Source organism: Parvularcula bermudensis HTCC2503 (genome assembly GCF_000152825.2).
Lineage (GTDB): Bacteria > Pseudomonadota > Alphaproteobacteria > Caulobacterales > Parvularculaceae > Parvularcula > Parvularcula bermudensis.
The window spans coordinates 1628430-1652921 of record NC_014414.1 but is presented as its reverse complement, the minus strand read 5'-3'; the positions used below and the strand labels follow the sequence as shown (position 1 = coordinate 1652921).

24 protein-coding genes are annotated in these 24492 nt (G+C 62.0%); 9 read left to right on the top strand and 15 right to left on the bottom strand.

From position 1 onward, the window contains the following. Nucleotides 1-2: 2 nt before the first annotated feature. From glmM to PB2503_RS07810, 3 genes are read right to left on the bottom strand one after another with little or no spacing between them, the layout of a single operon-like run. Nucleotides 3-1367, bottom strand: coding sequence for a phosphoglucosamine mutase (gene glmM / locus PB2503_RS07820; RefSeq protein WP_013300697.1), 1365 nt, complete (start codon nt 1365-1367; stop codon nt 3-5). 60 nt (nt 1368-1427) lie between these two features. After that, entirely contained in the window at nt 1428-2249 is an 822-nt protein-coding gene (gene folP / locus PB2503_RS07815; protein ID WP_013300696.1) for a dihydropteroate synthase, read from the bottom strand. Continuing rightward, nucleotides 2246-3142: a hypothetical protein gene (locus PB2503_RS07810; RefSeq protein ID WP_013300695.1), complete on the bottom strand. Its 897-nt coding sequence runs from the start codon at nt 3140-3142 to the stop codon at nt 2246-2248. The genes folP and PB2503_RS07810 overlap by 4 nt, the downstream gene beginning before the upstream one ends. A gap of 123 nt (nt 3143-3265) precedes the next feature. Between PB2503_RS07810 and PB2503_RS13980 the strand changes: the two genes are divergently transcribed. Further along, nucleotides 3266-3913 carry a formyltransferase family protein gene (locus tag PB2503_RS13980; protein WP_013300694.1) on the top strand — a complete coding sequence of 216 codons (648 nt, stop codon included), beginning with the start codon at nt 3266-3268 and terminating at the stop codon, nt 3911-3913. Here the strand turns inward: PB2503_RS13980 and PB2503_RS07800 are convergent. From PB2503_RS07800 to tilS, 3 genes are read right to left on the bottom strand one after another with little or no spacing between them, the layout of a single operon-like run. Then, a complete protein-coding gene (locus tag PB2503_RS07800) occupies nt 3910-5175 on the bottom strand; it encodes a THUMP domain-containing class I SAM-dependent RNA methyltransferase (RefSeq protein ID WP_049781996.1) in 1266 nt (421 codons plus the stop codon). The two genes, PB2503_RS13980 and PB2503_RS07800, sit on opposite strands and share 4 nt — an antisense overlap. Further along, nucleotides 5168-7084 (bottom strand): ATP-dependent zinc metalloprotease FtsH, encoded by a 1917-nt coding sequence (gene ftsH / locus PB2503_RS07795; protein ID WP_013300692.1) that lies wholly within the window; start codon nt 7082-7084, stop codon nt 5168-5170. Before ftsH ends, PB2503_RS07800 begins: the two co-directional genes overlap by 8 nt. Nucleotides 7085-7133: 49 nt before the next feature. Further along, nucleotides 7134-8372 (bottom strand): tRNA lysidine(34) synthetase TilS, encoded by a 1239-nt coding sequence (tilS, locus tag PB2503_RS07790; protein ID WP_238525827.1) that lies wholly within the window; start codon nt 8370-8372, stop codon nt 7134-7136. Here tilS and PB2503_RS14940 point away from each other — a divergent pair. Beyond that, on the top strand, nt 8319-8495 hold the full coding sequence (locus PB2503_RS14940) for a hypothetical protein (RefSeq protein WP_013300690.1): 177 nt from the start codon (nt 8319-8321) through the stop codon (nt 8493-8495). The two genes, tilS and PB2503_RS14940, sit on opposite strands and share 54 nt — an antisense overlap. Here PB2503_RS14940 and PB2503_RS07785 read toward each other — a convergent pair. Beyond that, a complete protein-coding gene (locus PB2503_RS07785; RefSeq protein ID WP_013300689.1) occupies nt 8459-9349 on the bottom strand; it encodes a tetratricopeptide repeat protein in 891 nt (296 codons plus the stop codon). The genes PB2503_RS14940 and PB2503_RS07785 overlap by 37 nt on opposite strands. Nucleotides 9350-9507: 158 nt before the next feature. Between PB2503_RS07785 and PB2503_RS07780 the strand changes: the two genes are divergently transcribed. After that, complete coding sequence (locus tag PB2503_RS07780; protein ID WP_083811014.1) at nt 9508-11148, top strand: chloride channel protein; 1641 nt, start codon at nt 9508-9510, stop codon at nt 11146-11148. A 161-nt stretch (nt 11149-11309) separates the two neighbouring features. Here the strand turns inward: PB2503_RS07780 and PB2503_RS07775 are convergent, their stop codons facing one another. Then, the gene (locus tag PB2503_RS07775; RefSeq protein ID WP_013300687.1) at nt 11310-11993 is read right to left on the bottom strand and encodes a glutathione S-transferase family protein; all 684 of its coding nucleotides are present in this window, start codon (nt 11991-11993) and stop codon (nt 11310-11312) included. A 133-nt stretch (nt 11994-12126) separates the two neighbouring features. Here PB2503_RS07775 and PB2503_RS07770 point away from each other — a divergent pair, with 133 nt between their 5' ends. Then, entirely contained in the window at nt 12127-12825 is a 699-nt protein-coding gene (locus PB2503_RS07770) for an MBL fold metallo-hydrolase (protein WP_013300686.1), read from the top strand. Here the strand turns inward: PB2503_RS07770 and PB2503_RS07765 are convergent. After that, nucleotides 12822-13427 carry a LysE family translocator gene (locus PB2503_RS07765; RefSeq protein WP_013300685.1) on the bottom strand — a complete coding sequence of 202 codons (606 nt, stop codon included), beginning with the start codon at nt 13425-13427 and terminating at the stop codon, nt 12822-12824. The two genes, PB2503_RS07770 and PB2503_RS07765, sit on opposite strands and share 4 nt — an antisense overlap. A 72-nt stretch (nt 13428-13499) precedes the next feature. Here PB2503_RS07765 and PB2503_RS07760 point away from each other — a divergent pair, with 72 nt between their 5' ends. After that, nucleotides 13500-13952: an Lrp/AsnC family transcriptional regulator gene (locus PB2503_RS07760; protein ID WP_013300684.1), complete on the top strand. Its 453-nt coding sequence runs from the start codon at nt 13500-13502 to the stop codon at nt 13950-13952. A 76-nt stretch (nt 13953-14028) separates the two neighbouring features. Here PB2503_RS07760 and PB2503_RS07755 read toward each other — a convergent pair whose 3' ends face one another. After that, complete coding sequence (locus tag PB2503_RS07755; protein WP_013300683.1) at nt 14029-14316, bottom strand: GNAT family N-acetyltransferase; 288 nt, start codon at nt 14314-14316, stop codon at nt 14029-14031. 110 nt (nt 14317-14426) lie between these two features. On the opposite strand from PB2503_RS07755, the gene carB reads away from it, so the two are divergent. Both carB and greA read left to right on the top strand, forming a co-directional pair. Next, nucleotides 14427-17717 (top strand): carbamoyl-phosphate synthase large subunit, encoded by a 3291-nt coding sequence (gene carB, locus PB2503_RS07750; RefSeq protein ID WP_013300682.1) that lies wholly within the window; start codon nt 14427-14429, stop codon nt 17715-17717. Nucleotides 17718-17804: 87 nt separating this feature from the next. After that, a complete protein-coding gene (gene greA, locus PB2503_RS07745) occupies nt 17805-18278 on the top strand; it encodes a transcription elongation factor GreA (RefSeq protein WP_013300681.1) in 474 nt (157 codons plus the stop codon). Between the two features lie 142 nt (nt 18279-18420). Here greA and PB2503_RS07740 read toward each other — a convergent pair whose 3' ends face one another. From PB2503_RS07740 to PB2503_RS07730, 3 genes are read right to left on the bottom strand one after another with little or no spacing between them, the layout of a single operon-like run. Further along, nucleotides 18421-20679, bottom strand: coding sequence for a M3 family metallopeptidase (locus PB2503_RS07740; protein WP_013300680.1), 2259 nt, complete (start codon nt 20677-20679; stop codon nt 18421-18423). A 51-nt stretch (nt 20680-20730) separates the two neighbouring features. After that, nucleotides 20731-21249, bottom strand: a complete 519-nt coding sequence (locus PB2503_RS07735) for a YceD family protein (protein ID WP_013300679.1) — start codon at nt 21247-21249, stop codon at nt 20731-20733. Next, a complete protein-coding gene (locus PB2503_RS07730) occupies nt 21246-21908 on the bottom strand; it encodes a ubiquinol-cytochrome C chaperone family protein (RefSeq protein WP_013300678.1) in 663 nt (220 codons plus the stop codon). The genes PB2503_RS07735 and PB2503_RS07730 overlap by 4 nt, the downstream gene beginning before the upstream one ends. Nucleotides 21909-21958: 50 nt before the next feature. Between PB2503_RS07730 and bamE the strand changes: the two genes are divergently transcribed. Further along, nucleotides 21959-22402: an outer membrane protein assembly factor BamE domain-containing protein gene (gene bamE, locus PB2503_RS07725; protein WP_013300677.1), complete on the top strand. Its 444-nt coding sequence runs from the start codon at nt 21959-21961 to the stop codon at nt 22400-22402. 68 nt (nt 22403-22470) lie between these two features. Here the strand turns inward: bamE and PB2503_RS07720 are convergent, their stop codons facing one another. Together PB2503_RS07720 and PB2503_RS07715 are read right to left on the bottom strand one after the other, a co-directional pair. Next, nucleotides 22471-22932: a type II toxin-antitoxin system RatA family toxin gene (locus PB2503_RS07720; RefSeq protein ID WP_013300676.1), complete on the bottom strand. Its 462-nt coding sequence runs from the start codon at nt 22930-22932 to the stop codon at nt 22471-22473. 70 nt (nt 22933-23002) lie between these two features. Continuing rightward, nucleotides 23003-23329, bottom strand: coding sequence for a polyhydroxyalkanoic acid system family protein (locus PB2503_RS07715; protein WP_013300675.1), 327 nt, complete (start codon nt 23327-23329; stop codon nt 23003-23005). Nucleotides 23330-23528: 199 nt separating this feature from the next. Here PB2503_RS07715 and trxB point away from each other — a divergent pair, with 199 nt between their 5' ends. After that, complete coding sequence (gene trxB / locus PB2503_RS07710; protein WP_013300674.1) at nt 23529-24491, top strand: thioredoxin-disulfide reductase; 963 nt, start codon at nt 23529-23531, stop codon at nt 24489-24491. Nucleotide 24492: the final 1 nt, after the last annotated feature.

Here is a 24492-nt window from a genome sequence, read left to right as displayed (position 1 = left end):
GATCAAACCGTTTGCTCGATCGCATCGCAAATGTCATCGACGACGCGTTCGACGAGGCCCGCATCGGGTCCCTCGGCCATCACCCTGATCACTGGTTCGGTCCCCGACTTGCGGATGACCGTGCGCCCCTCGCCGCCCAACAACGCCTTCCCTTCCGCAATGGCGGCTTTGACGGTCTCAGCCGCCAACGGATCGCCTGACGTAAAGCGGACATTCTTGAGAACACTGGGAAAGGGTTCGAACAGGGAGCACACTTCGGACACCGGCTTTTCCGTTTCCGCCACCAGACCCAAGATCTGCAGCGCGGTGATCAATCCATCGCCCGTACTGGTATAATCACTCAAGACCACATGGCCGGAGGGCTCACCACCGACATTGATGTCCCGCGCGCGCATTTGCTCCACGACATAGCGGTCGCCCACCTTCGTCCGGGTAAGGTCGAGACCGCACTTTTTCAAATAGAGCTCAAATCCGATATTCGACATCACCGTCGAGACGACACCGCCGCCCCGCAGCAGGTCCTGCTCCGCAAGGGAGGTGGCGATGGCGGCGAGGATCTGGTCACCATCGATCAATTTGCCGTTCTCGTCACACATGATCACGCGGTCGGCATCGCCGTCGAGCGCAATGCCGATATCGGCCCGATATTCGAGCACCATATCCTGCAGCTTGAGCGGGTCGGTCGACCCCACCCCCCGATTGATATTGAAGCCATCTGGATTGACGCCGATCGACTTTACCTCTGCGCCCAACTCGTAAAGGACCGTCGGCGCCACCTTGTACGCCGCCCCATGGGCGCAATCGAGGACGATGCGTAACCCCTCAAAGGAAAGACGACGGGGCAGGGTCGATTTGGCAAATTCGATATATCGCGCCCCGGCATCGTCGATCCGAGAGGCGCGACCGAGATTTTCAGGTCCGCAGAGACCGGTCTCCGCCCCGTCCTCCATCAGGCGTTCAATGGTCAATTCGGTCGTGTCCGACAGCTTGAAGCCGTCCGGCCCGAAAAACTTGATCCCATTATCGTGGTAAGGATTATGAGAGGCCGAGATCATCACCCCAAGGTCGGCGCGCATGGAGCGGGTCATCAGGGCGGTGGCGGGGGTCGGCAGCGGCCCAAGTAGGATCACATCCATCCCTGTGGCGATAAATCCTGCCGTCAGCGCGGGTTCGATCATATAGCCGGACAGCCGGGTATCCTTGCCGATCACGACGCGATGCCGGTGCTGGCCGCGGCGGAAATGACGCCCCGCCGCCATGCCAAGGCGCAACAATTGGTCGGGCGCCAGGGGCCCCTTATTCGCCAGCCCCCGCACCCCATCCGTACCGAAGATCCGCCGCTCCTGCGGTTGCTCGTCGCCGCGCATTCTCATCTCCTTTCCCGCGCCCTTAGCCGATGCCCCGGCAGCGGGCAAAGCGGGCCGCCGTCACAAAGCCTCATCAGGGGGCGAGATCGCCGCGGCCACGGCCAATGCCTGCCTCGTGGCCGCCACATCGTGCACGCGAAACAGTTTAGCGCCGCGACGATAACTTTCGATGACCGCCGCCACCGAGCCGCCAAGCCGCTCCGCAGCCGGCCCCTCGCGGTCGAGAGCGGCGATGAATCGCTTGCGGGACGCGCCGATCAATAGCGGGGGCCCAAGGGCGGTGAACCGGTCCAATCCCGACAAGAGGGCAAGATTGTGGTCAAGGGTCTTCCCAAAACCGATGCCGGGATCGACGATCAGACGGTTCTTCGGGATCCCCGCCGCCTCACACACGGCAATCCGCGCGGCCAGAAACGCAAAAACCTCTTCGACCACATCGGTATAGCGCGGCGCGCATTGCATGGTCTGGGGATCACCCTGGGCATGCATGAGGATGACCCGGACGCCAAGATCAGCGGCCGTGGCGAGGCTGTCCTCGGCGAAGGTCAGGGCGGAGACGTCATTCCAGATCGACGCCCCCTCCCCCATCGCCGCGCGGGCGGTTTCGGGGCGCCGCGTGTCAATCGACAACGGGATGTCCGGCAGTTCTCGGCGCAAGGCGCGGATGACCGGAATGACGCGGCTTTGCTCCTCGGCCGAGGCAACAGGCTTCGCTCCGGGACGGGTCGATTCGCCCCCAATATCGATGATCGTCGCCCCCTCGGCCGCCAATCGCTCTGCCTGCGACAGCGCCGCATCGAGGCCCTTATAGCGGCCCCCGTCCGAAAAGCTGTCAGGGGTGACGTTCAGAATGCCGACAATCTGTAGGGACGGGTCGATCACACCGCAAAGACCTCGCCCCCGGGGCCCGACTGAACTCCCTCGGACACCGAGGCAGGGCGCAGGGTCGCCCATGCAACGCCGAACCAACCGGCCACCGCCAATTTGATCCAGAGCCAGCCACCGACCGTGAGAAGAAGCGAAAGGGCGGCGAGACTGCCGCCGACAATGCGGCCAGACAGGGTCGCGTCCCCAAGGATCAACATCATTTGGCCCGAGAAGAGACCGAGAATGAATTGGATCAGCACAAGGCTGACGATCAGTGCGGCGATGAGAAGGCCTAACACCCCCAGCGAGCCGATAAGCCGGAAAACATTGCCCCCTGTGGCTCGAAACGCGGCGACGACATTCACCGAATTGTCGATCGCCGCCGAGGGCCCAGCAAGCACAAACCGAAGGGAGAGCCAAAACGCAAAGACGACACCGACGAAGCGAAAGAGGGCGGGGACCCAGCCAAGGGTCAAATCACCACTCGCCGCGACCTTGGCCCCAAGCGACAAGAGCGCAAGATTGACGCCGGTAAGAAGGCCCAGAATGAGAACAAAGGTGAGGATCAGCATCGCCAGGAAACGGAGTTCGGTTCCCCCAAAGCGCCAATAGAACCCCCCCCCCGGCAGCGTATCTGCGTCCGCTGCGACCGCCAGGACGCGCACGGCGATCGGCAAAGTGAGGAAAAACGCGAAGGTGAACGCCGCGATCCGAAGCGGCATGCCGCCAGAAATACCGAAGAGCGGCCGGGCTTGCCCCCCCTCAACCATCGGCCAAAGGGCCCATGCCGCGAGGCAGAGAGCGAGAAGCAATGGTGCTCCCGCCACCTTGAGGACGGGGAAGATCATCCGCCCGCCAAAGGCCATTGCCGCCAGCGCCGTTTCGGCAACAGGTAATTTCTGGCTCATGTCTCTCCGCCCCCAAGGCCACTTCACCGCAACGCTACGCGAGGGGGCGTTCGGCGCCAAGATCGACCCTGGACGGCGCCTATGCCTAATTCGATCTTAACCATATTCCTGAAGAGTGAGGGCATGACCCAACGGCACGACATACTTTTGGTCTGCAAACGGGAATTTGGCCCCGCGCTGTGCGATTTCATCGCGCAGCTGCATCCTAAGGCCCGCGCGAATTTCGCGTCGAGTAGAGCCGCGGTCGAAACCGCATTGGATGAGGCCGGCGGGGCCCCGGTTCGGCTCATCACTTTTCTGACCGATATCATCATTCCCGAAGCGCTTCTGATCCGGGCGGGACTCACCGGCTACAATATTCATCCCGGTCCCCCGACCTATCCGGGGGTCGCGCCGACGACCTTCGCCATTTGGGACGAGGCCACGACCTTTGGGGTCACCGCCCATGAATTGGCCCCGCGGGTGGACGAAGGCGCGATCGTCGCGGTCAATACCTTCCCCATGCCCCTCGGCGTATCTGAATATGATCTCGGTGATCACGCCTTTGCCGCGGCGCTGACCCTATTCCGTGACATCGCGCGACATTGTGCCAGCTCGGCCTCTCCCCTGCCCCGCAGCGGCGAGCGGTGGTCGGGGATCAAGCGCACCTATCGCGATCTCGACCGTCTCAAGGCCCGCTTTTCGAGCCTTTCGGCGGGCGATCGCGCCCGTCTTCTCCGCGCCTGTGCCGATGTCGTCCCCACGGTCACCTCTCGCAATCGGGCGGCCTAGGCCAGGCTCTCGGTCATCCACAGACGAATGCGCATGCCGCCATGGGGAATGGGGGCGAAGGGCGCGGCAAAGGGGAGCCGGGTTGCCGCCGCCAGCCGTTCGTCGCTGGTGATCACCCCCACCCGCCAGCCGCCGAACCGCTCCCGCAGGACTTTACCGAAGGTGGCGTAAAGATGACGCAGGGCCTGGGGGTCGCCCAGACGTTCCCCATAGGGGGGATTGGTCAGGATCAGCCCAGCAGCAAGGCCCGGTGGCGGCGCGACGTCGCTGATCCCCCGCACCTCGAAATGAAGCTGATCGGCCAGCGCCGCCCGGGCCGCGTTCGCCTTGGCGGCGGCGATGGTGGTGGGGTCCAGATCACTCCCCCATAGGGCCAGAGCGGGCGTCTTTTGGGGGGCTAGGCGCTCCGCCGTGGCTTTCGCGACCTCCTCGAACGAGTCCGGGGCGAAACTTTGCAGTCCCTCAAAGGCGAAGCGACGGCCACGGCCGGCCAATTTGCCTGTAGCGCGCCCGGCCGCTTCGAGAAGAAACGTCCCCGATCCGCAAAACGGGTCGAGCAGCGCCTCCTCCGGCTGCCACGCGGCCTGATGAAGGAAGTGGGAAGCGAGGGTCTCCCGCATCGGTGCCCGACCGACATCCCGCTTTAGCCCGCGACGATGAAGCGGGGTCCCGGTCGTATCGAGACTGAGGGTCGCCCGGTCATGGTCGAGACGGAGCATGAGACGCGGGACCGGCACCTCGTCTGGGCTTTGGGGCTCCCCCCCTTCGACCGCCTCGACTCCATGTTGATCGAGGGCTTCGATCAACCGCTGAGCGGCGGCGCCCGAATGGAAAATCTTCGACTTTGCGCATTGCGCCTCGACCCTCACCGGCCCGAGGGGGGATCGAACCTCCGAAAGCGGAAACGCGGCAAGTTGGTGGGCCAGCCGCTTGAGATCGGGGGCCTCGAACTGGGCAAGACGGACCAGAACCCGCGAGGCCACGGCGCTGGCCAGATTGGCCCGCCAGACATGGGACCATCCGCCGGTGAACCGCACCCCGCCCGGCACCGCGCGGGGGTGGGCAAAGCCAAGGGAAAGAGCCTCCTGCCGCAGGATGTCTTCACCGCCCGGCACCGATGCGAGAAAAATCTCGAATCGTCCGGCCGGATCAGGAGAGAACAATGTCGGCGAGGCCGGTTTCGGCGCTTTCGCCCGACGGGACGAAAAAGGGCGACCACTTGGGCCGCCCTTGTCATCGGAGGGGGGACCGGTGTCAGGCACCTTGTGGCTCCGGACCGGAGAGAGGCCCATCGGGAGTCGCCTGATGTCCAGGTCCTGACGTCGGCACCGAAGACGGCGGCGGCCCCAGATCCGTCGGCTCGTCCCGGACGATCTTCTCGCCCTTCAGCAGCCGCCGAATTTCCTCCCCGGTCAGGGTTTCGTATTCCAGCAACCCCTCGGACAGCTTGATCCAATCGTCATGGTTGTCGACACCGAGGATCCGCCGCGCCGACTGATAGCCTTCGTCGATGATGCGTTTGATCTCATGCTCGATCTTCCGCGCCGTCTCGGGGCTGATCGAGTTGGAGCGAGCAATGCTCTGTCCGAGGAACACCTCGCCCTCATCCTCGGCATAGGCGATCGGCCCCAATTCGTCGGACAGTCCGTATTGGGTCACCATCGCCTTGGCGATTTTGGTGGCATGCTCGATATCGGAACTCGCCCCGGAGGTGACGTTTTCCTTGCCGAATTTCAGCTCTTCGGCGACCCGCCCCCCCATCAAAATCGCGATCCGGCTTTCCATTTCGATCTTGGACATCGAAAAGCGGTCCCGTTCGGGAAGCTGCATCACCATCCCCAAGGCCCGGCCCCGCGGAATGATCGTTGCCTTATGAACCGGATCGGTCTTCGGGACATTGAGGGCGACAATCGCGTGACCAGCCTCGTGATAGGCGGTCAACGCCTTCTCGTCCTCGGTCATGACGGTCGAGCGACGCTCCGCCCCCATCATGATCTTGTCCTTGGCGTCCTCAAACTCTTTCCAGGTGACCATTCGCTTACCGCGCCGCGCCGCCAACAGGGCCGCTTCGTTCACCAGATTGGCCAGATCGGCCCCGGAAAATCCGGGGGTCCCCCGCGCGATCGTCCGTACATTGACGTCTGGGCCCAGGGGGACCTTCTTGATGTGAACCCCAAGGATCTTCTCTCGCCCCACGAGATCAGGATTGGGCACCACGACCTGACGGTCGAAGCGGCCCGGCCGCAACAGGGCCGGATCGAGGACATCGGGCCGGTTGGTCGCGGCGATCAGAATAATGCCTTCATTCGCCTCAAAGCCGTCCATCTCCACCAAGAGCTGGTTCAGGGTCTGCTCTCGCTCATCATTACCGCCGCCAAGGCCCGCCCCGCGGGATCTGCCGACCGCATCGATTTCGTCGATAAAGATAATGCACGGCGCGTTTTTCTTCGCCTGCTCAAACATATCGCGCACCCGGCTGGCGCCGACGCCGACGAACATTTCCACAAAGTCCGAACCGGAGATCGTGAAGAAGGGCACATTCGCCTCCCCCGCGATCGCCCGCGCCAGCAAAGTCTTCCCGGTACCGGGAGGGCCGACCAACAGTGCGCCTTTGGGGATCTTTCCGCCCAGGCGCTGGAATTTCATGGGATCGCGAAGATACTCAACGATCTCTTCGAGCTCTTCTTTCGCCTCATCGATCCCCGCAACATCGTCGAAGGTCACGCGGCCATGACGCTCCGTCAAGAGCTTCGCCTTGGACTTCCCAAATCCCATGGCGCGGCCGGAGCCGGCCTGCATTTGCCGTACGGCCATGAACAGCAAGCCAACGATTAGCAGGATCGGAAGTAATTGGATGATGGCCGCCAAAACCCACGGCATCTGCTCAGGCGCATTGACCGTCACCGGGACCCCGGCCTCGTAAAGCAGCTCGGCCACATCGGCGCTCTCGGGGACATTGGTGACGAAGCGCTGACTATTTTGCAGGACGCCGCTGACCTTGTTTTCTTCGATCTCGGCCATCGCGACGCCGCCGCTTTCGACCTGATTGCGGAAATCGCTGTAGGAAATGGCCTGCGGGTTCGCGCCGGGATTGGCGTTCGAAAAGACGTAGAGGAGCGTCACGGCCACCGCGACCATCACCCCCCATACCATCCAATTCCGTCCTTGCATTCGGAGTATCCTTTCATCCCGCCGATCGAGAAGACTAGCGAGCAATCTTCTAGAAGCGGATAACGCTGTCAGCAAATCGCTCCAGCATAATCGGTTTTGCCTCATATTCCGAATTTGCATGTAGGAAGCCGAGGCCGTCCTTCCAACGGGCGAACCCCTGCGACACGGTCGGCCCCGTGCCCTCAGGCAAATGGCTCACCCGCTCCCCCACGCAAATGACCGGCAGCGTCGCAAGCCGACGCCGTGCAGATGTTGAAAGCGCAATAGAAGGGGGAACGAGCTGACCGAGGGGGCAAAGACTGGCCCCCGGCGGCGTGTCGGGGGGCGCGGTGACAATGAAGCGGCGGTCGAAGAGGACGTGCTGACCTGCCTTTAGCGGCTGCGGCACCAAGGGCCGGCTTCCGTCCCGTCGCCCGAGCAGCGCTGCGGGTTCCCGAAAAACCCACAAGCCCTTGCCGTTCGGATCCGGCTCGATCTGCACCCCCGAGAGAGTGAGGGGCGCGACGATTGAGGCAGGGGGCGGCACATCGGCCCATCGCGGGGGGGCGGACCCAAGGGCGGCGATCACGCGGGCAAGGGGGGCGACCCCAAGGGCTGTGCCGTCCGCCGGCAGATGAAGCGGCAGATAGACAGACCCATCGCTGTGCAGGCCCTCGGCGGTAAGATACGCTTGGACGAGATCACGGCCGTCCCCACGCCGGTCGGCAAGGGCGGTGGCCTCGGCAACCTCGCATAGGGCCGCCACGGTCAATAATCCTTGCTCTTCGAGCGCCCCGAGCAGCGCGCGGACCCTTACCCGCTCATAGCGCGGATCGGCATTCGAGGGGTCATCGACGAAGGGCAAATCGTGGGTCTTGGCATAGGCCCTGAGGCGCGCCCGCCTGACCCCCAGTAAAGGGCGAAGGAGCCGGATGGCAGGGCCCGGTCCGGCGGCAATCAAGCGTTCCCTCGGCATCCCCGCCATGCCCTGCCCGCCGCCGCGGCGGAGGCGCATGAACACCGTTTCGGCTTGATCATCGGCGGTATGCGCCGTTGCCACCCTGTCGAGGCCATGCTGCTCGCAGGCCTGACAAAGGAGCTTGTAGCGCGCCTGCCGGGCAGCCGCCGTCAGCGTGCCGCCGCCTTTACGGGCCGGGTCGGACCGCGCCCATGTCAGGGTCGTGTGGCGAAGACCACGCGCCCGACACCAGGCCGCGACAAGGTCCGCCTCTTCCCGCGAAGAGGGCCGCAATCCGTGATCGACCGTAAAGGCGTGCAGCGGCTGGTCGGTCGCGGCGAGCCGGTGCAGGAGGGCAAAGCTATCGGCACCGCCCGATACCGCAATACCGAGCGGGCGTCCGTCAAGCGGCGGCAGATCGAGCTTGAAGGGCGTCTCTACCCGCAGTTGGCGGCCTCTTTCTCGGTGGCGTAGCGGGCCGCCAACCGGGGCTCGACATCGGGGAATTTCTGCTCTCCGGCGGTGAGGACACGGCAGGCTTCCTCCGGTCGATTGAGGAGCGAGAAGGACTTGCCGAGCTTAAGATAGGCTTCGGGGGCCTTAGGATCATCGCGATAGGTCCTGACGTGATCGAGAAAGATCCGCGCCGCTTCGCCATTGGCCCCGGTTGCCAGGTAAACATCGCCGAGAAGGTATTTCGCGTCGGCGGTTTGCGCCGCCTCGGGGAATTTTTCCACAAAGGCTTCGAGCTTCGCCTCTGCCTCCCGATAATTTGCCGCCAGAACCGCCGCATAGGCCTCGTCATATGCGGCGGCCGGATCATCCGGCAGCACCACCTGGGCCTCTTGCTCACGCAATGTCTGGCCGATCAGATCGACGGGCCCACCGACCGGCACGTCGCTGTCCCCTAGACTCTCTCCATCGGTCGGCACCGCCGGAAACGCGCCTTCTGCACTGTCATCGCCGCCCAGCTGCGCCAGGCGTCGCTCTTGCCGGTTAAGGCGATAGGATAATTCCTCAAGCCGGCCGGTCACCTCAGCCAAGCTTTGTTCGATCGCCATCAATCGGACCGACACGTCGCCGGCCGGGGCGCTGCCCGAGGAGCCGAGGGACGGTGTCGGGACCCCCGTCGCCGACCGCGCAGGCGATGGTTCCGACGTATAAAGAACGGCTTGCAAGTCCTGCAACTGACGCTCGATCCGCAAAAGACGCTCTTGGGTCCGATCATCGTTCGCCGCGGAGGCCCTGACTTGGGCAGACGCGGCGGCAATCGACAGAGAGGCCGCCGACAGACCAACAATGACACGAATAAAGATGGAACGACGCACCGCAGCTCACCTCAAGAATCACTCTCACGACCCGCTAGCATAGCTTTGACGGCGTCGCATCACCCCCCACCGGACATTGGCCATGGATGACGTTTTTGTGAGGTCGGTCCCTTCGCCTCGCTGACAGGCCCGGCGGAGCGTGATACCGCAACGGCACCATGAGCGCTCCCCCCCTGAAACGCATTAGATTGTGGCTGCGCCACTCCCGGCGGCGGGCCATCGGCGCGGCCAGTCCCACGGTTTGGGGGGTGGCCCTGATCCTGGGGGTGGCGGTCGCCTATGGGGTCATTCTCTTCACCCTTGGCGTCGAGGCCTTGACCCGGTTCACCTATGGCGAAGGCACGACGCAATTGGCGCAAGGGGCAAGGGGGCTTGACCCTGGACGAACCTTCATTGTCCCGGTCATTGGCGGCATCCTTGTGGGGACGATGCTGTGGATCGCTGTCCGTCTCGGCATTTTAAGGGACATTAGGTGCCAAGGCGTCGCCGAGGTGATCGAGGCGCGGGCCAGCCCGCCAGGCTATCTGTCCTTGCGCTCGGGCGCGGTGGCGACGGTGGTCTCCGCCACCGCCCTTGGCTGTGGGGCAAGTGCCGGTCGGGAGGGGCCGCTTGTCGCCATGGGCGGTTCGATCGCGACCTTTTTTTCGCAGCGCCTCAAGATACCGGCGAAGGATGCGCGAACGCTGTTGGGATGTGCCGCGGCCGCGGCGGTGTCGGCGGCGTTCAACGCGCCGATCGCCGGGGTATTGTTCGCCCTCGAAGTGGTTTTGTCCAATTACGCCCTATCGATCTTCGGCCCCGTCACCCTTTCAAGCGTCTCGGCCCTGGTGGTAACGCAGCTCCATTTCGAGAACACCCATCGGTTTGAGATTCCGGACTATGTCACCCCGGGCGTGGGGGCGCTGCCCCTCGGCGCCCTGTTGGGGATCCTCTGCGGGATCGTGGCCTGGACGTTCCTGCAATCGGCGGCCAAGGCGCGGCGCACCGCCCTGGGCCTGATGCGGCGACGAATCCCCGCCCCCTTTATGCCGATGATCGCCGGGCTCGGCATGGGGACGATCGGCATGTTTTTGCCCGAAGTCTTGGGGTTTGGCTACGAAGCGACATCCGAGGCCATTCAGGGCAGCTATTCCCTCAAGCTCTTGCTCCTCCTTCTCGTGGCAAAGCTGTTCGCCACGGTCCTGTGCCTCTCCTGCCGCTTCGGGACGGGGGTCTTTTCGGGGGGCATCTATCTGGGCACGATCACCGGCGCCGCTTTTGGTACCGTCCTTGGCGCCATCTTTCCCGAGGTGGCGGGATATGGCGCGACCTTTTTTGCGATGATCGGCATGGGCGCCGTTTCCGGGGCGATCATCGGCGCGCCGATCTCCACCACCCTGATCGTCTTTGAGATCACCGGGGATTATCAGATGACCGCAACGCTGATGATTGCCGTGGGGATCGCCAGCATGATCGTCCAGGTCCTGTTTGGCTCGTCATGGTTCCATTACCAGCTCAACCATCGCGGCTATGACCTTTCCGATGGGCCGCAGGGGATCATCCTCAAAACCATCCGTGTGCGTGATGTGATGCGCGCCATGCCGGTCGATGCCGCCCCCCTGGAAAAGGGGGCAGCGCGGCTGGTCGCCACCGAAACCCTTGGCGAGGCCCTCGCCCAGATGACGGATCTGGGGCTCGACGGGATGCCGGTGGTGCCCCATGAGGACAGCGATAAAATCATCGGTACCCTGACGCAAATCAGGGCGCTCAAAACTTATAATGCGGCCCTGATTGAGAGCCATATAGAGCATCACCGCTGAGGGCCCGCTACGCTCGCATATGAGAGACCCGAGGGACGAGGCACCTGGGGGGCGAGGGACCGGACGAGCCGGGGAGCGCGCGCCGTCCCCGTTTTCTTCCAGCCATCATCGCCCCGCACTTGCCGCCAGGCACCGATGCCCGGCGGCAAGAGTGTGACGCGTTAGTCCTGGAGCGGCGCGAGCTTGTACTCACCGCCTTTCTCAAGGGCCGCCTTGAAGGCCGGTCGGCCATGGATGCCCTGGACGTATTTTTTCGTGTTCGGATATTTCTTCCCGGCATCGTCGATGCGCGCAAAAACGCTTTCCAAGGGGAAGATCATCATGACATCCGCGCCGGTCAGCCCGCCTTCGAGGAAGCTGTCTTTTCCGGTGAGATGCGCCTCGATCATCTTCATATAGAGCTCGACCTTCGGATTGATGATAAAGCCCTCGACCCCCTCTTTCACCTTGCTAACAATCGGCCGCGCCATGGCGGGGGCCTGTTTGGGCAGCTTGGAGAAGACAAGATGCATCAGAAGATAGGGCTGTAGGGTCGCCTCGGCGAAATGCATCCAGCGCAGATAGTCGGGCCAATCGGCCTGGTCGGGGGTCCGCCGCCAGCTCTCGGCACCGGCTTTGTTGATCACATATTCGACGATCGCCCCACTCTCCGGGAGCGTCAGGTCGCCATCCTGAATCAACGGCCAGGAGCCCTGGGGATGGAGCTTTTGATGATCGGCCGGCCCGAACATGGTCTTAGGGTCTCGCTGTGAGGTCTTGAGCTCGTAATCGAGCCCCAGCTCCTCCAGCAGCCACAAAATCCGCATCGATCGCGAGGTTTCAAGGTGGTGCAGTATCAAAGTCATAGGACGCTCCTCCAGTGTCGTCGCTCTCCCTGTCGCCTCCCGCCCGCTTCATCAAGTCCGACGTGTCGCGGGTCTGCGCGGGCGCAAAGGGGGATGGGTGAAGCCGGGGCGAAGAGCTGATATAGGCGTCTCCATGACCGACTCCGCGCCCTTTGACGTCAAGATCGTCCCCGTCACACCGTTTCAGCAGAATTGCTCCCTCGTGAAGGCCAAGGACGGCGCCTGTGCCGTGATCGATCCGGGGGGAGAGATCGACCGCCTGTTGCAAGAGGTTGAGGCGTGGGGCGGTCGGGTCGAAAAAATCTGGCTGACCCATGGTCACCTCGACCACGCCGCCGGCGCCATGGAAATGAAGACCAAGACCGGCGCCCCCATCGAAGGCGCCCATCCCGAAGAAGCCTTTTGGCTCGATCAGATGGCGGCCCAGGCTCAGATGCTGGGCGGCGGCGGTGGGTTCGGCACCGACCGCGTCGTCCCCGATCGATGGCTCGATGACGGCGACCAGGTCACGCTGTCCAATCTCGCCTTCGACGTCCTCTTCACCCCAGGCCACACCCCAGGTCATGTCGTCTTTTACCATTCTGGGGCGAAACTGGCCTTTGTCGGCGATGTGCTGTTCCACGGATCGATCGGGCGTACCGATTTTCCGCGGGGCGACCACGCCACCCTAATCGCCTCCATCACCGAGAAACTATGGCCCCTTGGCCCGGATGTCCGCTTCGTTCCCGGCCATGGGCCGATGTCGACCTTCGGCGAGGAGCGACGCTCTAATCCCTTCGTCGCCGACAAGGTCGTGGGCAGCGCCGGAGAAAATCGGCAAGGGCCGGGCTAAATCGTCTTCGCCCCGATCATCGGCAGCACCGAGGCGACGAGCAAAAGCGCCATCACGCCGTTAAAGAGGCGAAGCCGCCACGGGTTCGTCAATAACCGCTTGAGTTGCTGGCCCACCGCCACCCAGAATGAAATCGACACCAGGGAGACGAAACCGAAGACCATGGCGATGGGGATCACCGCGACGATCTCCCGGCTCGGCGCATAGATCGCCACGGCACTAAGGGCCATCGCCCAGGCCTTGGGATTGACCCATTGAAAGGCCGCCGCCTGGAGAAAGGTGAGCGGCTTGCCACCTTGACCCTCCTGGCCTTCGGGGGCCCCCGCCCGCGCGATCTTCGTCGCCAAGTAGAGCAAGTACCCGACACTGACGATCTTGAGGATCGTATAGGCGGCGGGGATCAGGTCAAAAAGGGCCATAATGCCGGTGCCAACCAGGAGCACCATCACCAAAAAGCCCACCCCGACCCCAGCCATATGCGGCAGGGTCCGGCGAACGCCGAAATTCGCGCCCGAGGCCATCAACATCATATTATTCGGCCCCGGCGTAATCGACGCAACGAAGCAAAACGCTATCAGGGCTAAGAAGGAACTGCTCACCATGGCCCATTCCTAGCACTCGCTTCCGCGAAAGAGATTGCAAAGATCGCCTCGTACGCCAATTATTTGCAATCTATGACCGAGATAGACCACATAGACAAAAAAATATTGCGTGAGCTGACCCAGGATGGCCGCATCACCAATCTCGACCTCGCCGAGCGCGTTGGCCTTTCGCCGTCGGCCTGCCTCAGGCGGGTTCAAGCGCTTGAGCGAGCTGGAGTGATCCAGGGCTATCGGGCGATCATCGACCCCATCGCCCGCGGGGTGCATTTCGTGGCCTATATGTCGGTGGGCCTCTCCATCCATACCAAAGCGGCGCAGACGCAGTTTGAGACCGCCATCGCCAAGGCCCCCGAGGTCGTTGAATGCCACAATGTCACCGGGGCGTTCGAATATCTCCTCCGCGTTGAGGTCGCCGACCTCCCCGCCTACAAGGTCTTTCACACCGATGTTCTGGGGGCCTTACCGCACTTGTCCACCATTACCTCTTATGTGGTGATGGGCTCCCCGAAGGATGAGCGCGCGTGACGCGTCTCGCTCTTGCCTTCAAGGTCCCCCTCCTACTCTTCCCCCCCGACTTTCGAGCCGTGGGTCTTTTCGGCCCTCAGGCAAGAACATCCTGCCATTCTGGGTGACGGTGGATTTGGGCCTTGGCAAAGGGACAGAGAGGCACGATTTTGCGACCCTCCGCCCGCGCATCGTGGACCGCGCGTTCCACTAATCGCTCACCAAAGCCCTTTCCCCGCAAGGCATCGGGCACGCCGGTATGGTCGATGATGAGTTGTTTCTCCCCTAAACGGGAGTAGGTCATTTCCGCGGTCTCGCCTTCAAACGCGATCCAGTACCGCCCCTTCGATGCGCTTTCCTCACGTTCGATCTCGCCTGTCGTCATCTCAAGCCCTTTCGCTTTTGCCGTCACTTGCTTGCAATTAGCCTTGCCCGCGAGCGTTCAACTCTGTATCGCCCCGGCAATTTGTCCGCTTCCGAGGAGTATAGAGCGCGATGCCCAAACGCACCGACATTGAGAGTATCCTCATCATCGGAGCCGGACCGATCATTATCGGGCAGGCATGCGAATTCGACTATTCCGGGGTGCAGGCCGTAAAGGCCCTCAAAGACGAGGGCTATCGGGTGATCCTCGTCAATTCGAACCCCGCCACGATCATGACCGATCCTGAATTGGCGGATGCCACCTATATCGAGCCGATCACGCCCGAATTTGTCACCAAGATCATCGCGGCGGAGCGCCCCGATGCCTTGCTGCCCACCATGGGGGGCCAGACCGCGCTCAATTGTGCCCTCGCCCTGCTCGATGACGGGACGCTCGATACCTATGGGGTCGAGATGATCGGCGCGCGGGGAGATGCGATCCGCATGGCCGAAGATCGGGAATTATTCCGTGAGGCGATGGACCGGATTGGGCTCGAAAACCCCCGCGCAACCATTGCCAAGAGCCCAGAAATTAGGGACGCGACCGGAAAGCTCGTCGGCTATAATCGGGCCCAGGGCTTTGCCAATGCCATGGCGGATCTCGATACCATTGGCTTGCCCGCCATTGTCCGTCCCGCCTTCACCCTTGGGGGAACCGGCGGCGGCGTCGCTTACAATCGCGAAGAGTTCGAGCGGATCGTCAAGGCCGGCCTCGACGCCTCCCCCGTGGGACAGGTGCTCATCGACGAGAGCCTCCTTGGCTGGAAAGAATATGAGATGGAGGTGGTGCGCGATCGCGCGGACAATTGCATCATCATCTGCTCAATCGAGAATATCGACCCCATGGGCGTGCATACTGGGGATTCGATCACCGTCGCCCCGGCCCTTACCCTCACCGATCGTGAATATCAGCGTATGCGGAATGCCAGTCTGGCAGTGCTGCGAGAAATCGGCGTTGAAACCGGCGGTTCGAATGTTCAGTTTGCGGTCAATCCAGAGGATGGGCGGCTTGTCGTTATCGAGATGAACCCGCGGGTATCCCGGTCCTCCGCATTGGCCTCCAAGGCCACCGGCTTCCCCATCGCAAAGGTCGCCGCGAAACTGGCCGTGGGATACACCTTGGACGAACTCGACAATGAGATCACCGGGGGCGCCATGCCCGCGAGTTTCGAACCGACGATCGACTATGTCGTCACCAAGATCCCGCGTTTTGCGTTCGAGAAATTTCCCGGCACCAAGCCGCTTCTGACGACAGCCATGAAATCCGTGGGCGAAGCGATGGCGGTGGGCCGTACCTTCCAGGAAAGTCTGCAAAAGGCGCTGCGCTCCCTCGAAACCGGGCTCAGCGGCCTTGATCCCATCGAGATCGACGGGCTGGGCGAGGGGAACGACATCGATGCCTTTCGCCGTGCCCTCGCCGCCCCGACCCCTGAACGTCTCCGGGTCACGGCCGAGGCGATGCGGGCCGGTGTCCCGGTAGAGCAAGTGCGCTCGGTCACCTCCTACGATCCTTGGTTCCTTGAACAGATCAGAGGCATCGTCGATGCCGAGAAAGAGGTGGCGCAATTTGGCCTGCCGGCGACGGCCAAGGGGCTTCACGCCCTCAAAGGCATGGGCTTTTCGGACAAACGCCTCGCCGCCCTCGCCGAGGCCACCGAAGAAGAGGTCAGAGCCTATCGGCGAGAATTGGGGGTTCATCCCGTATTCAAGCGGATCGATACGTGCGCTGCCGAATTTCGTGCCGTCACCCCCTATATGTATTCGACATATGAATGGCAGGGGGAGGATGAGTCCGCTCCCTCCGACCGGGGCAAAGTCGTCATTTTGGGCGGCGGTCCCAATCGGATCGGTCAGGGGATCGAGTTCGACTATTGCTGTTGCCATGCCGCCTTTGCGCTCGAAGATGCGGCCATTGAGAGCATCATGGTCAATTGTAACCCCGAGACCGTATCGACCGATTACGATACCTCCGACCGCCTCTATTTTGAGCCTCTGACCGCTGAAGATGTCCTTGAGCTGATCAATCGTGAGCGGCAGAATGGGAATCTGATCGGTGTCATCGTTCAATTCGGCGGGCAAACCCCCCTCAACCTCGCCGATACGTTGGCGGCGGAGGGCGTGCCGATCCTCGGGACACCGGTCGAGGCCATCGCCCTGGCCGAAGATCGCGAAAAATTCCAGCGGCTGGTGCGGGAGCTTGGCCTCAAACAGCCGCTAAACGCCACCGCCGGACACCGGGATAAGGTGGTCGAGATTGCTGGCCAGGTGGGCTATCCCCTTGTTACCCGACCCTCATTCGTTCTCGGGGGGCGCGCCATGGAGATCGTCCACGATGAGACAGGGCTGAAGCGCTATCTGCAAACGGCCAAGATCGAGATCACCGATCGCCTTCCCCTCCTGCTCGATCATTATCTTCAGAATGCGGTGGAATGCGATGTCGACGCGATTTGCGACGGCACCGATGTTTTCGTCGCTGGGGTGATGCAGCATGTCGAGGAGGCGGGGGTGCATTCGGGGGACAGCGCCTGTTCCCTGCCGCCCTACACGTTAAGTGACGACATTATCGAGGAGTTGAAGCGCCAGACCATCGCGATGGGCAAGGCCCTTGGCGTTCGCGGCCTGATGAATGTTCAGTATGCGATCAAGGATGATGAGATCTATGTGATCGAGGTCAATCCCCGTGCTTCGCGCACCGTCCCCTTTGTCGCAAAAACCATCGGCATCCCGGTGGCGAAGATCGCAGCGCGGATCATGGCCGGGGCAAGCCTCGATATGTTCGACCTCCCCACCGCGCCCCCGCGGCATGTGGCGGTCAAGGAAGTCGTCTTCCCCTTCTCTCGCTTTCCCGGCGTCGACACGGTGTTGGGACCGGAAATGCGCTCGACGGGGGAGGTCATGGGACTCGACGTGGATTTCGACCGCGCCCGCGCCAAAAGCCTGATCGCGGCGGGAACCAAACTTCCCCTGGAGGGGACCGTGTTCATTTCGGTCAAAGATCGCGACAAGGAGGGCATCGGCAATGCGGCCCGGGACCTCTGCGCCATGGGCTTCGATTTGATGGCCACCGGCGGTACGGCGGCTTTTCTGTCTCAGCAGGGCATTCCGGTGAAGCCAATCAACAAAGTGCTCGAAGGGCAGCCCCATATCGTCGATGCGCTGATCAATGGCGATGTGCAACTGATCTTCAATACCACCGAGACCTTGCAATCGATCGAAGATTCCCGCTCGATCCGACTCACGGCGCTCCAGCGGCGCATCCCCTGCATCACAACCCTGGCCGGCGCGAAGGCTGCTGTTCGGGCGATTGCGGCGGTTCGCGAAGGAGACCTTGAAGCGCGGCCTCTTCAGGCCTATAGTCTTTGATCTTCCGAATGAACGGGACACCCTGCGGCGTGGCGCCAGTCCGGCGGCCACGCCGAAGGCTTTAATCAGACAGACGAGACATTTCCGATGGAAAAGTTCCCGATGACCAAAGCGGGTTTCGCAAAGCTCGAAGCCGACATTAAACACCTGAAAACCGTCGAACGACCGGCGGTGATCCAAGCGATTTCCGAAGCGCGCGAACATGGCGACCTGTCGGAGAATGCGGAATATCATGCGGCTAAGGAGCGTCAGAGCTGGATCGAGGGCCAGGTTCTCGACCTTGAGGACAAGCATTCCCGTGCTCAGGTCATCGACGTGGCCAGCCTCTCAGGTCCGGACGTGAAGTTCGGTGCCAGCGTCACCCTTGTCGATGAGGAGACCGAGGAGGAGAAGGTCTATCAGATCGTGGGTGATCTTGAGGCCGACATCAAAGCCGGCAAAATCTCGATTTCCTCGCCCATCGCGCGGGCATTGATCGGCAAGGAAGAGGGCGATCAGGTCGAGGTGGCGGCCCCCGGCGGCAGCCACATCTATGAGATCGAAAAAGTCGAATATAAATAAGGCGATGTCGCCCCGGGGCGCTCCGAGAGTTTCCCTTAAAGAAAAGGCCGCCCCCGGGGCGGCCTTTATCGTTACGATAGGGCGCGGAGGCAGGATAATCCGGCCCCCATTCCCCGGCCCGCATTCCTCCGGCCGAAAATGCCTATTGGCCGGATACAGCGCGACTTGGCGCCTCGGCGGGGGCATCGACCGCCGTGACCTCGCCGTCCGGGAAGCCTCGCTGACGCATAAGGGCCCCCACCTCGACATCCTTGCCGCGAAAGGCGCGATAGCCTTCGACAGGGTCGACCGTGTCGCCCACGGATAATACATGGTCGACAAACTTCTCCGCCACGGCCGCATCGAAGGGGCTCCCCGCTTCTTCGAACGCTTCCCACGCATCCGCGCCGAAAGTATCCGCCCACAAATAGGAATAATAGTTTGCGGCATAGCCCTCCCCTGAGAAGACATGGGCAAATTGGGGCAGCCGGTGCCGCATCGGCAATTGCGCCGGCATCCCCAGTTCCTCAAGGGTCGCCCGTTCAAAGGCGTCCGGGTCGATGTCGGACGGATCTTCCATGGTGTGGAGCTTCATATCGACCAGAGCGCTGGCCAGATATTCCGTCGTCGCAAAGCCCTGGTTAAACGTCTCGGCCCGTTTGATCTTTTCCAGAAGGTCTTTCGGCATCGGCTCACCGGTCTCTTCGTGCAGGGCGAAGCGACTGAGGATTTCGTCCGTGGCAAGCCAGTTTTCATGCACTTGGCTTGGAAACTCGACATAGTCACGCGGCACGGCCGTGCCCGATTGCGACGGATAGGTGACGTCGGACAACAATCCGTGAAGCGCATGGCCGAATTCGTGGAACAGGGTCGTCGCATCGTCCCACGAAATCAGGACCGGCTCCCCTGGCTTGCCTTTAGAAAAGTTCGAATTGTTCGACACCAGGACCGTGGTTTCTTCCCCGTCCAGCTTTTCCTGGGTCCGGTAAGAGGTCATCCACGCGCCCGACCGCTTGCCGGGGCGAGCATAGGGGTCGAAGTACCATAAGCCTTGGAATTTCCCATCGCGGCTCACTTCCCATACCCGCACATCGGGGTGGAAGACGGGCACATCCGTCGCCGGTGTAAAATCAAGCCCATAAAGAGTATTTGCCATCCAGAACATCCCCTCACGGAGATTTTCGAGTTGCATATAGGGCGTCACTTCGTCAAAATCGAGATCGTATTTCTCGGCACGGACCTTTTCGGCGTAATAGCGGTAATCCCACGGGGCGATGGTAATGTCTGCGCCCTCCGCATCGGCCACCGCCTGCATATCCGCCACTTCTTCGGCCACGCGGGCCTTTGCCGCCGGCCAGACCCGCATCATCAGATCCATGGCCCGCTCCGGGGTCTTGGCGACGTTCTTCTCAAGCGCCCTTGCCGCGAAGGTGTCATAGCCCTGGAGCTTGGTCCGTTCGGCCCTTAGTTTCATGATTTCGGCGATCACCGCATTATTGTCGTACTCATCGCCATTGTCGCCGCGATCATAATAGGTCCGCCAGACCTTTTCGCGCAGGGCGCGATCATCCGAATAGGTCAGAAAGGGCTCCATCGACGATCGCGTGTTGACGATCGCATATTCGCCCGGACGGCCTTCCGCCTCCGCTGCCGACGCCGCCGCCTCAACGACATTTTCGGGAAGACCGGCCAATTGATCCTCGGTCAGAAACAGCGTGTAGGATTCTTCGTCGTGGAGAAGGTTCTGACTGAATTTCGTGTATAGCGTGGCCAACCGCTCATCGATCTCGCCGATCGCTTTCTTGGTTTCTTCGTCGAGGGCCGCGCCCGACCGGACAAAATCAGTATAATGATCCCAGACCAATCGTTGCTCCGCCGGCGTGAGGGCATTGAGCGCCTCCTTATCTTGCCAGACGGCCTCGATCCGTTTGAACAAAGCTTCGTTCTGAATAATATCATTCCGATATCCGGCAAAAAGCGGATCGATCCGCTGCTCGATTTCTTGGAAGTCGGACGATGAGAGATTGCTGCTCCACAGGAAATAATAGGTGGCGGCGCGATCGAGCGCGGCGCCCTGCTTTTCGAGGGCCACGATCGTATTCTCGAAGGTTGGAGCGGCGTCGTTGGTCGCGATCGCGTTGATCTCGGTCCGTCCCTCCTGCATCGCCGCTTCAATCGCGGGCTCGAACATCTCCACCGTGACGTTGTCGAAAGCTGGGACGCCCCCATAGGGTCCCTTATAAGGGCTCGTCAGGACGCTGTAATCGACAGTTTCGGTCATCGCCGTTGTTTCCTCAGAAGCTGCGGGTGCTGATGGTTCAGTGGATGAGGTGCCTTGGTCCCCACAGGCGACCGCCCCAAAAGCAAGGGCACAGGCGCTGACGCCCAATTTCAAGCGATGTCGGCGATAACGAAAAGCCATAGGAATTCTTCCTCTTCAACCACCGTGGATAGTAGGCATGACATGCCGGTCTCAGGAAGAGCCCCTGAGCTGCTCGAGGACGGCGAAGGGGGTGATCTTCTCGTCGCCGCCTGGATCGCGGGGCAGCTCCGCATCGTCCTTTCGAGGATGCGGAGATAGCGAAAGCACAAGTTGTTCGAGAAGAACGGCCCCAAGGTCGAGGGACGGCCCCTCCAGGGCCTCGGGCCCGTCGAGGTCGGCTTCGGCTTCTTCGGGCAAATCCGACGGCGCAGGCCTGTCGGAGAAGGTCACGAGGAAATCCTCTGCGATCTCTTCCTCCATCTCCTCAAGGCTCGCCACACATTGACGAATCATTGTGCCCTCGATGCGTCCCTCAACGGTCAGGAGTGAGCGATCCCCCTTGGCCGTCACCGCCCCGCGGAGATGATCGACCCCGGGGATAGCCAAAAAGGCGGCCAGCGCGGCGCGATCCTCATCGGCCAGCACCATCAGGCAGGAATGACCGGTGTCGGGGAGTTGGTCGATATCGATCGGATGGGTCAGGCTTGGCAAGTCGGGATGCTCGATCATACCGCGCTCTCCTTCAGGCGGCGCGCCGTGTCGGGGAAAAGGCTGCGCCCATGCAAGATTTCATCATCGGGCCGGGCGTCCAGCGCCGAGAGCAGCGACTGGAGATAGCGCGCAAAGGTCGGGGCCGGCTCTTCCCGCCCCAGCACATTGCGCCCCATCGCCTCAGCCAGGATCGGGAGGGGCGACGGCGCGCTCAACGCTTCCCGATAGGCCCCGACCCGGCCATAAAATTTCTCGGCATAGTGCCGGACCTCTTTGCCGACCCGCGTATCCCCAACCCCCATCTCGCGAAGATTGGCATCGATATTACTGAACAGCGCATCAAAGATCGCCTGGCAATACGCCTCGCCATGGGGGGTGATCGGTCGGGCCCGGTGCAAGAGAGCGAAGCTATGCAGGGTCACCAGATCGAAACGGCCCTCCGGCGTATCGGGGACCTGGCAGTCGGTGTAGAATAAAGGCTCCCGCGCCGCCGCGACAATCTGTTCCACCGCCCGTTCGGCCGCGGCCCGCATTGGGGAAGGCGGAATGCCCATCATCCGGCGAACGGGGCCTAAAATCTTTTCCATCATCGGGTTGGGATAGCGCCGTCGCTTGCCAGCGGCAAAGACCTCTGCAAATTCATCTGGCAGATATGGCGATCGATTGACGAGGGACAAGCGCCCTTGGCCGAGAGTAGCGGCCCAGTCGGAGGAAAAGGATCGGACAAATGCGAATTGTCGTCTTCGGGCTTATCGTGAGCGCTCTGAGTGCATGTGTCGCCGTCGAGGATCGCCACGGCTATGTGATGGAGCGTGGGGAAACCGAACTCAGCGCCACCGTCGGTGTCGATACCAAGGATTCCGTCCTCGCCCGCTATGGCGAACCCTCGATCAGGCCCCCCCTCTCCGACGATGTCTGGTATTATGTCACCTCGTCGAGCAGTTCCCGCGCCTTCTACGAGACCGAGACGACCTCCCGCAATATCGTGCTGTTCGCTTTCAACGAGGATGACACGGTCGCCGATGTGATGACCTTCGACCTTGAGGACGGGCAGGACATCAACCTCGTGAACCGGGTCACCCGCACCCGCGGGAAGGAATTGAGCTTCTTCGAGCAATTGATCGGCGGTGTCGGTCAGGGGGCCGCGGCCATCGACCCGGACGGCCAGTAAGGACGGGCCGCCCACCAGGGCAACGCCGCCTTTCGCGGGAAAGGTGGGCGCAGGAGAGCTGGGCGCGGTCAGGCCGTTTTGGACGCTGTTGCGGCGATGGGCTGATATCGGCGATGGGCCTCATCGGTGAAGGCTGAGGACAATCGCCGGAACGCCTTGTCGATCAGCTGATTGGCGACGGTTTGCAGAAGCGGGTTCTTGAACTCGAAATCGATGCAAAAATCGATGGTGCAGCCATTCGGTTCCTTCTCGAACCGCCAATGATTGCTGAGCGATTTGAGGGGACCGCGAATATAGTCGACATCGATGGCCATGTTCGGACGATCAAGGGCCACCCGTGACCGAAAGCTCTCCCGAAAGATCGTGTATTTGACGATCATATCCGCCACCAGATGCTCCGCCTTACGCTCCTTGACCCGCAAGGCCTCGATCCAAGGAATGAACCGCGGATAGTCTTCGACCGCCGCGACGAGATCGAACATTTGGGTCGGGGTAAAGGGAACAAAGGTTCGTTCCTGATGATGTCCCATCGACGCTCTCCTTACTCAGCGGCGGGGCGACCAGACCGCCGCCCTTCACCTGCCATAACGGACGCGGGCCTTAGGCGTTTCCCGATTTGTCTTCCAGCATGATGCGGCCTTGCTTCTCGAGCCGCCCGGTCAAGGCCTCGGCCATGCCGGCCAATAGGCCAGGCAGCATCACCGTGATCCGCACATGTTGGGGAAAGACATCGACATCGCCGGTGATCTTTTGGCCAAGACCCTTGGCCTTCAGCTTGAGGGTGTCGCCCTCCCAGTGCTTTTCGAAATTGAGGCCGACATTCCCGGCAATGGACGTCTCCAGCGCGTCAAATCGTTCATCGACCCGCGTTCGCGCCTGATCCTTACCGAGGTCGTGGCTAATAGTGACGGTGACGGGGCGCGCCATAGGGCCTCCAGCTTCCTACCAATAAGGAGAAAATAAGCTGGGTCGCGCCAGACGCAAATGGCGGGCGCAACTGGCGGACACCAAGAGCGAAGAGCGATCTGCGCCGGTCGGCCCCAAGGCCGGCATCACCCCGGCCTTGAATGGTCCCCCCTGCCCCGTACATAAGCTGAGCTTTCGTTTTGCGCCGAGGGATCGCACCATGGCTGACCGCCTGCATACCAAACTGCTGATTATCGGATCCGGCCCCGCCGGCTACACAGCCGCGATCTATGCCGCGCGGGCGATGCTGGAACCGGTGATCGTGCACGGGCTTCAACCGGGGGGACAGCTGACGATCACGACGGATGTGGAAAACTATCCAGGCTTCGCCGATCCCATCCAGGGGCCATGGCTGATGGAGCAAATGCAGAAGCAGGCTGAAAATGTCGGCACCAAAATGGTCTCCGATATCATCACCGAGGTTGATACGGCGTCTCGCCCCTTCAGCTTCAAAGGCGATAGTGGCACCATTTACACCGCCGATGCGGTGATCGTGGCCACCGGCGCCCAGGCGAAATGGCTGGGCTTGCCCTCCGAGAAAAAATTTCAAGGCTTTGGGGTGTCGGCATGCGCCACCTGTGACGGCTTTTTCTATCGGGGCCGGACCGTGGGGGTCGTCGGTGGGGGCAACACCGCCGTCGAGGAGGCCCTGTTCCTCACCAATTTCGCCGACAAGGTCTATCTGATCCATCGCCGGGACAGCTTGCGCTGCGAGGCCATTCTGCGTCAGCGCGCCCTCGACCACCCCAAGATCGAGCTCTTGTGGAACCGCCAGGTCGACGAAGTTCTCGGCTCGGATAATCCCTTGGGGGTCGAAGGGGTTCGGCTTGCCTCCACCGTGGGAGAAGACAGCATGGAGCTTGCGATCCATGGCCTCTTCATCGCGATTGGCCACGCCCCTGCCACGCAGATTTTCGAGGGGCATCTTGAGATGAAACCGAACGGGTACATCGTGACGGCCCCCGATTCCACGGCCACCTCGGTGCCTGGGGTCTATGCGGCCGGCGATGTCACCGACGAGACCTATCGTCAGGCGGTGACGGCGGCCGGCATGGGCTGCATGGCCGCGCTCGAAGCGGAGAAATTCCTGGCCGGGATGGCCATCGCCGAAGCCGCCGAATGAG

Excerpts from the sequence above, each read along its gene's own strand:
- bamE (WP_013300677.1), top strand. The coding sequence starts at position 21,959 with ATGCGAATTGTCGTCTTCGGGCTTATCGTGAGCGCTCTGAGTGCATGT.
- ftsH (WP_013300692.1), bottom strand. The coding sequence starts at position 7,084 with ATGCAAGGACGGAATTGGATGGTATGGGGGGTGATGGTCGCGGTGGCC.
- PB2503_RS07735 (WP_013300679.1), bottom strand. The coding sequence starts at position 21,249 with ATGATCGAGCATCCCGACTTGCCAAGCCTGACCCATCCGATCGATATC.
- glmM (WP_013300697.1), bottom strand. The coding sequence starts at position 1,367 with ATGCGCGGCGACGAGCAACCGCAGGAGCGGCGGATCTTCGGTACGGAT.
- PB2503_RS07720 (WP_013300676.1), bottom strand. The coding sequence starts at position 22,932 with ATGGGACATCATCAGGAACGAACCTTTGTTCCCTTTACCCCGACCCAA.
- PB2503_RS07755 (WP_013300683.1), bottom strand. The coding sequence starts at position 14,316 with ATGACGACAGGCGAGATCGAACGTGAGGAAAGCGCATCGAAGGGGCGG.
- PB2503_RS07770 (WP_013300686.1), top strand. The coding sequence starts at position 12,127 with ATGACCGACTCCGCGCCCTTTGACGTCAAGATCGTCCCCGTCACACCG.
- PB2503_RS07760 (WP_013300684.1), top strand. The coding sequence starts at position 13,500 with ATGACCGAGATAGACCACATAGACAAAAAAATATTGCGTGAGCTGACC.
- PB2503_RS07780 (WP_083811014.1), top strand. The coding sequence starts at position 9,508 with ATGAGCGCTCCCCCCCTGAAACGCATTAGATTGTGGCTGCGCCACTCC.
- carB (WP_013300682.1), top strand. The coding sequence starts at position 14,427 with ATGCCCAAACGCACCGACATTGAGAGTATCCTCATCATCGGAGCCGGA.
- PB2503_RS13980 (WP_013300694.1), top strand. The coding sequence starts at position 3,266 with ATGACCCAACGGCACGACATACTTTTGGTCTGCAAACGGGAATTTGGC.
- trxB (WP_013300674.1), top strand. The coding sequence starts at position 23,529 with ATGGCTGACCGCCTGCATACCAAACTGCTGATTATCGGATCCGGCCCC.
- PB2503_RS07715 (WP_013300675.1), bottom strand. The coding sequence starts at position 23,329 with ATGGCGCGCCCCGTCACCGTCACTATTAGCCACGACCTCGGTAAGGAT.
- PB2503_RS07810 (WP_013300695.1), bottom strand. The coding sequence starts at position 3,142 with ATGAGCCAGAAATTACCTGTTGCCGAAACGGCGCTGGCGGCAATGGCC.
- PB2503_RS07740 (WP_013300680.1), bottom strand. The coding sequence starts at position 20,679 with ATGGCTTTTCGTTATCGCCGACATCGCTTGAAATTGGGCGTCAGCGCC.
- PB2503_RS07775 (WP_013300687.1), bottom strand. The coding sequence starts at position 11,993 with ATGACTTTGATACTGCACCACCTTGAAACCTCGCGATCGATGCGGATT.
- PB2503_RS07765 (WP_013300685.1), bottom strand. The coding sequence starts at position 13,427 with ATGGTGAGCAGTTCCTTCTTAGCCCTGATAGCGTTTTGCTTCGTTGCG.
- greA (WP_013300681.1), top strand. The coding sequence starts at position 17,805 with ATGGAAAAGTTCCCGATGACCAAAGCGGGTTTCGCAAAGCTCGAAGCC.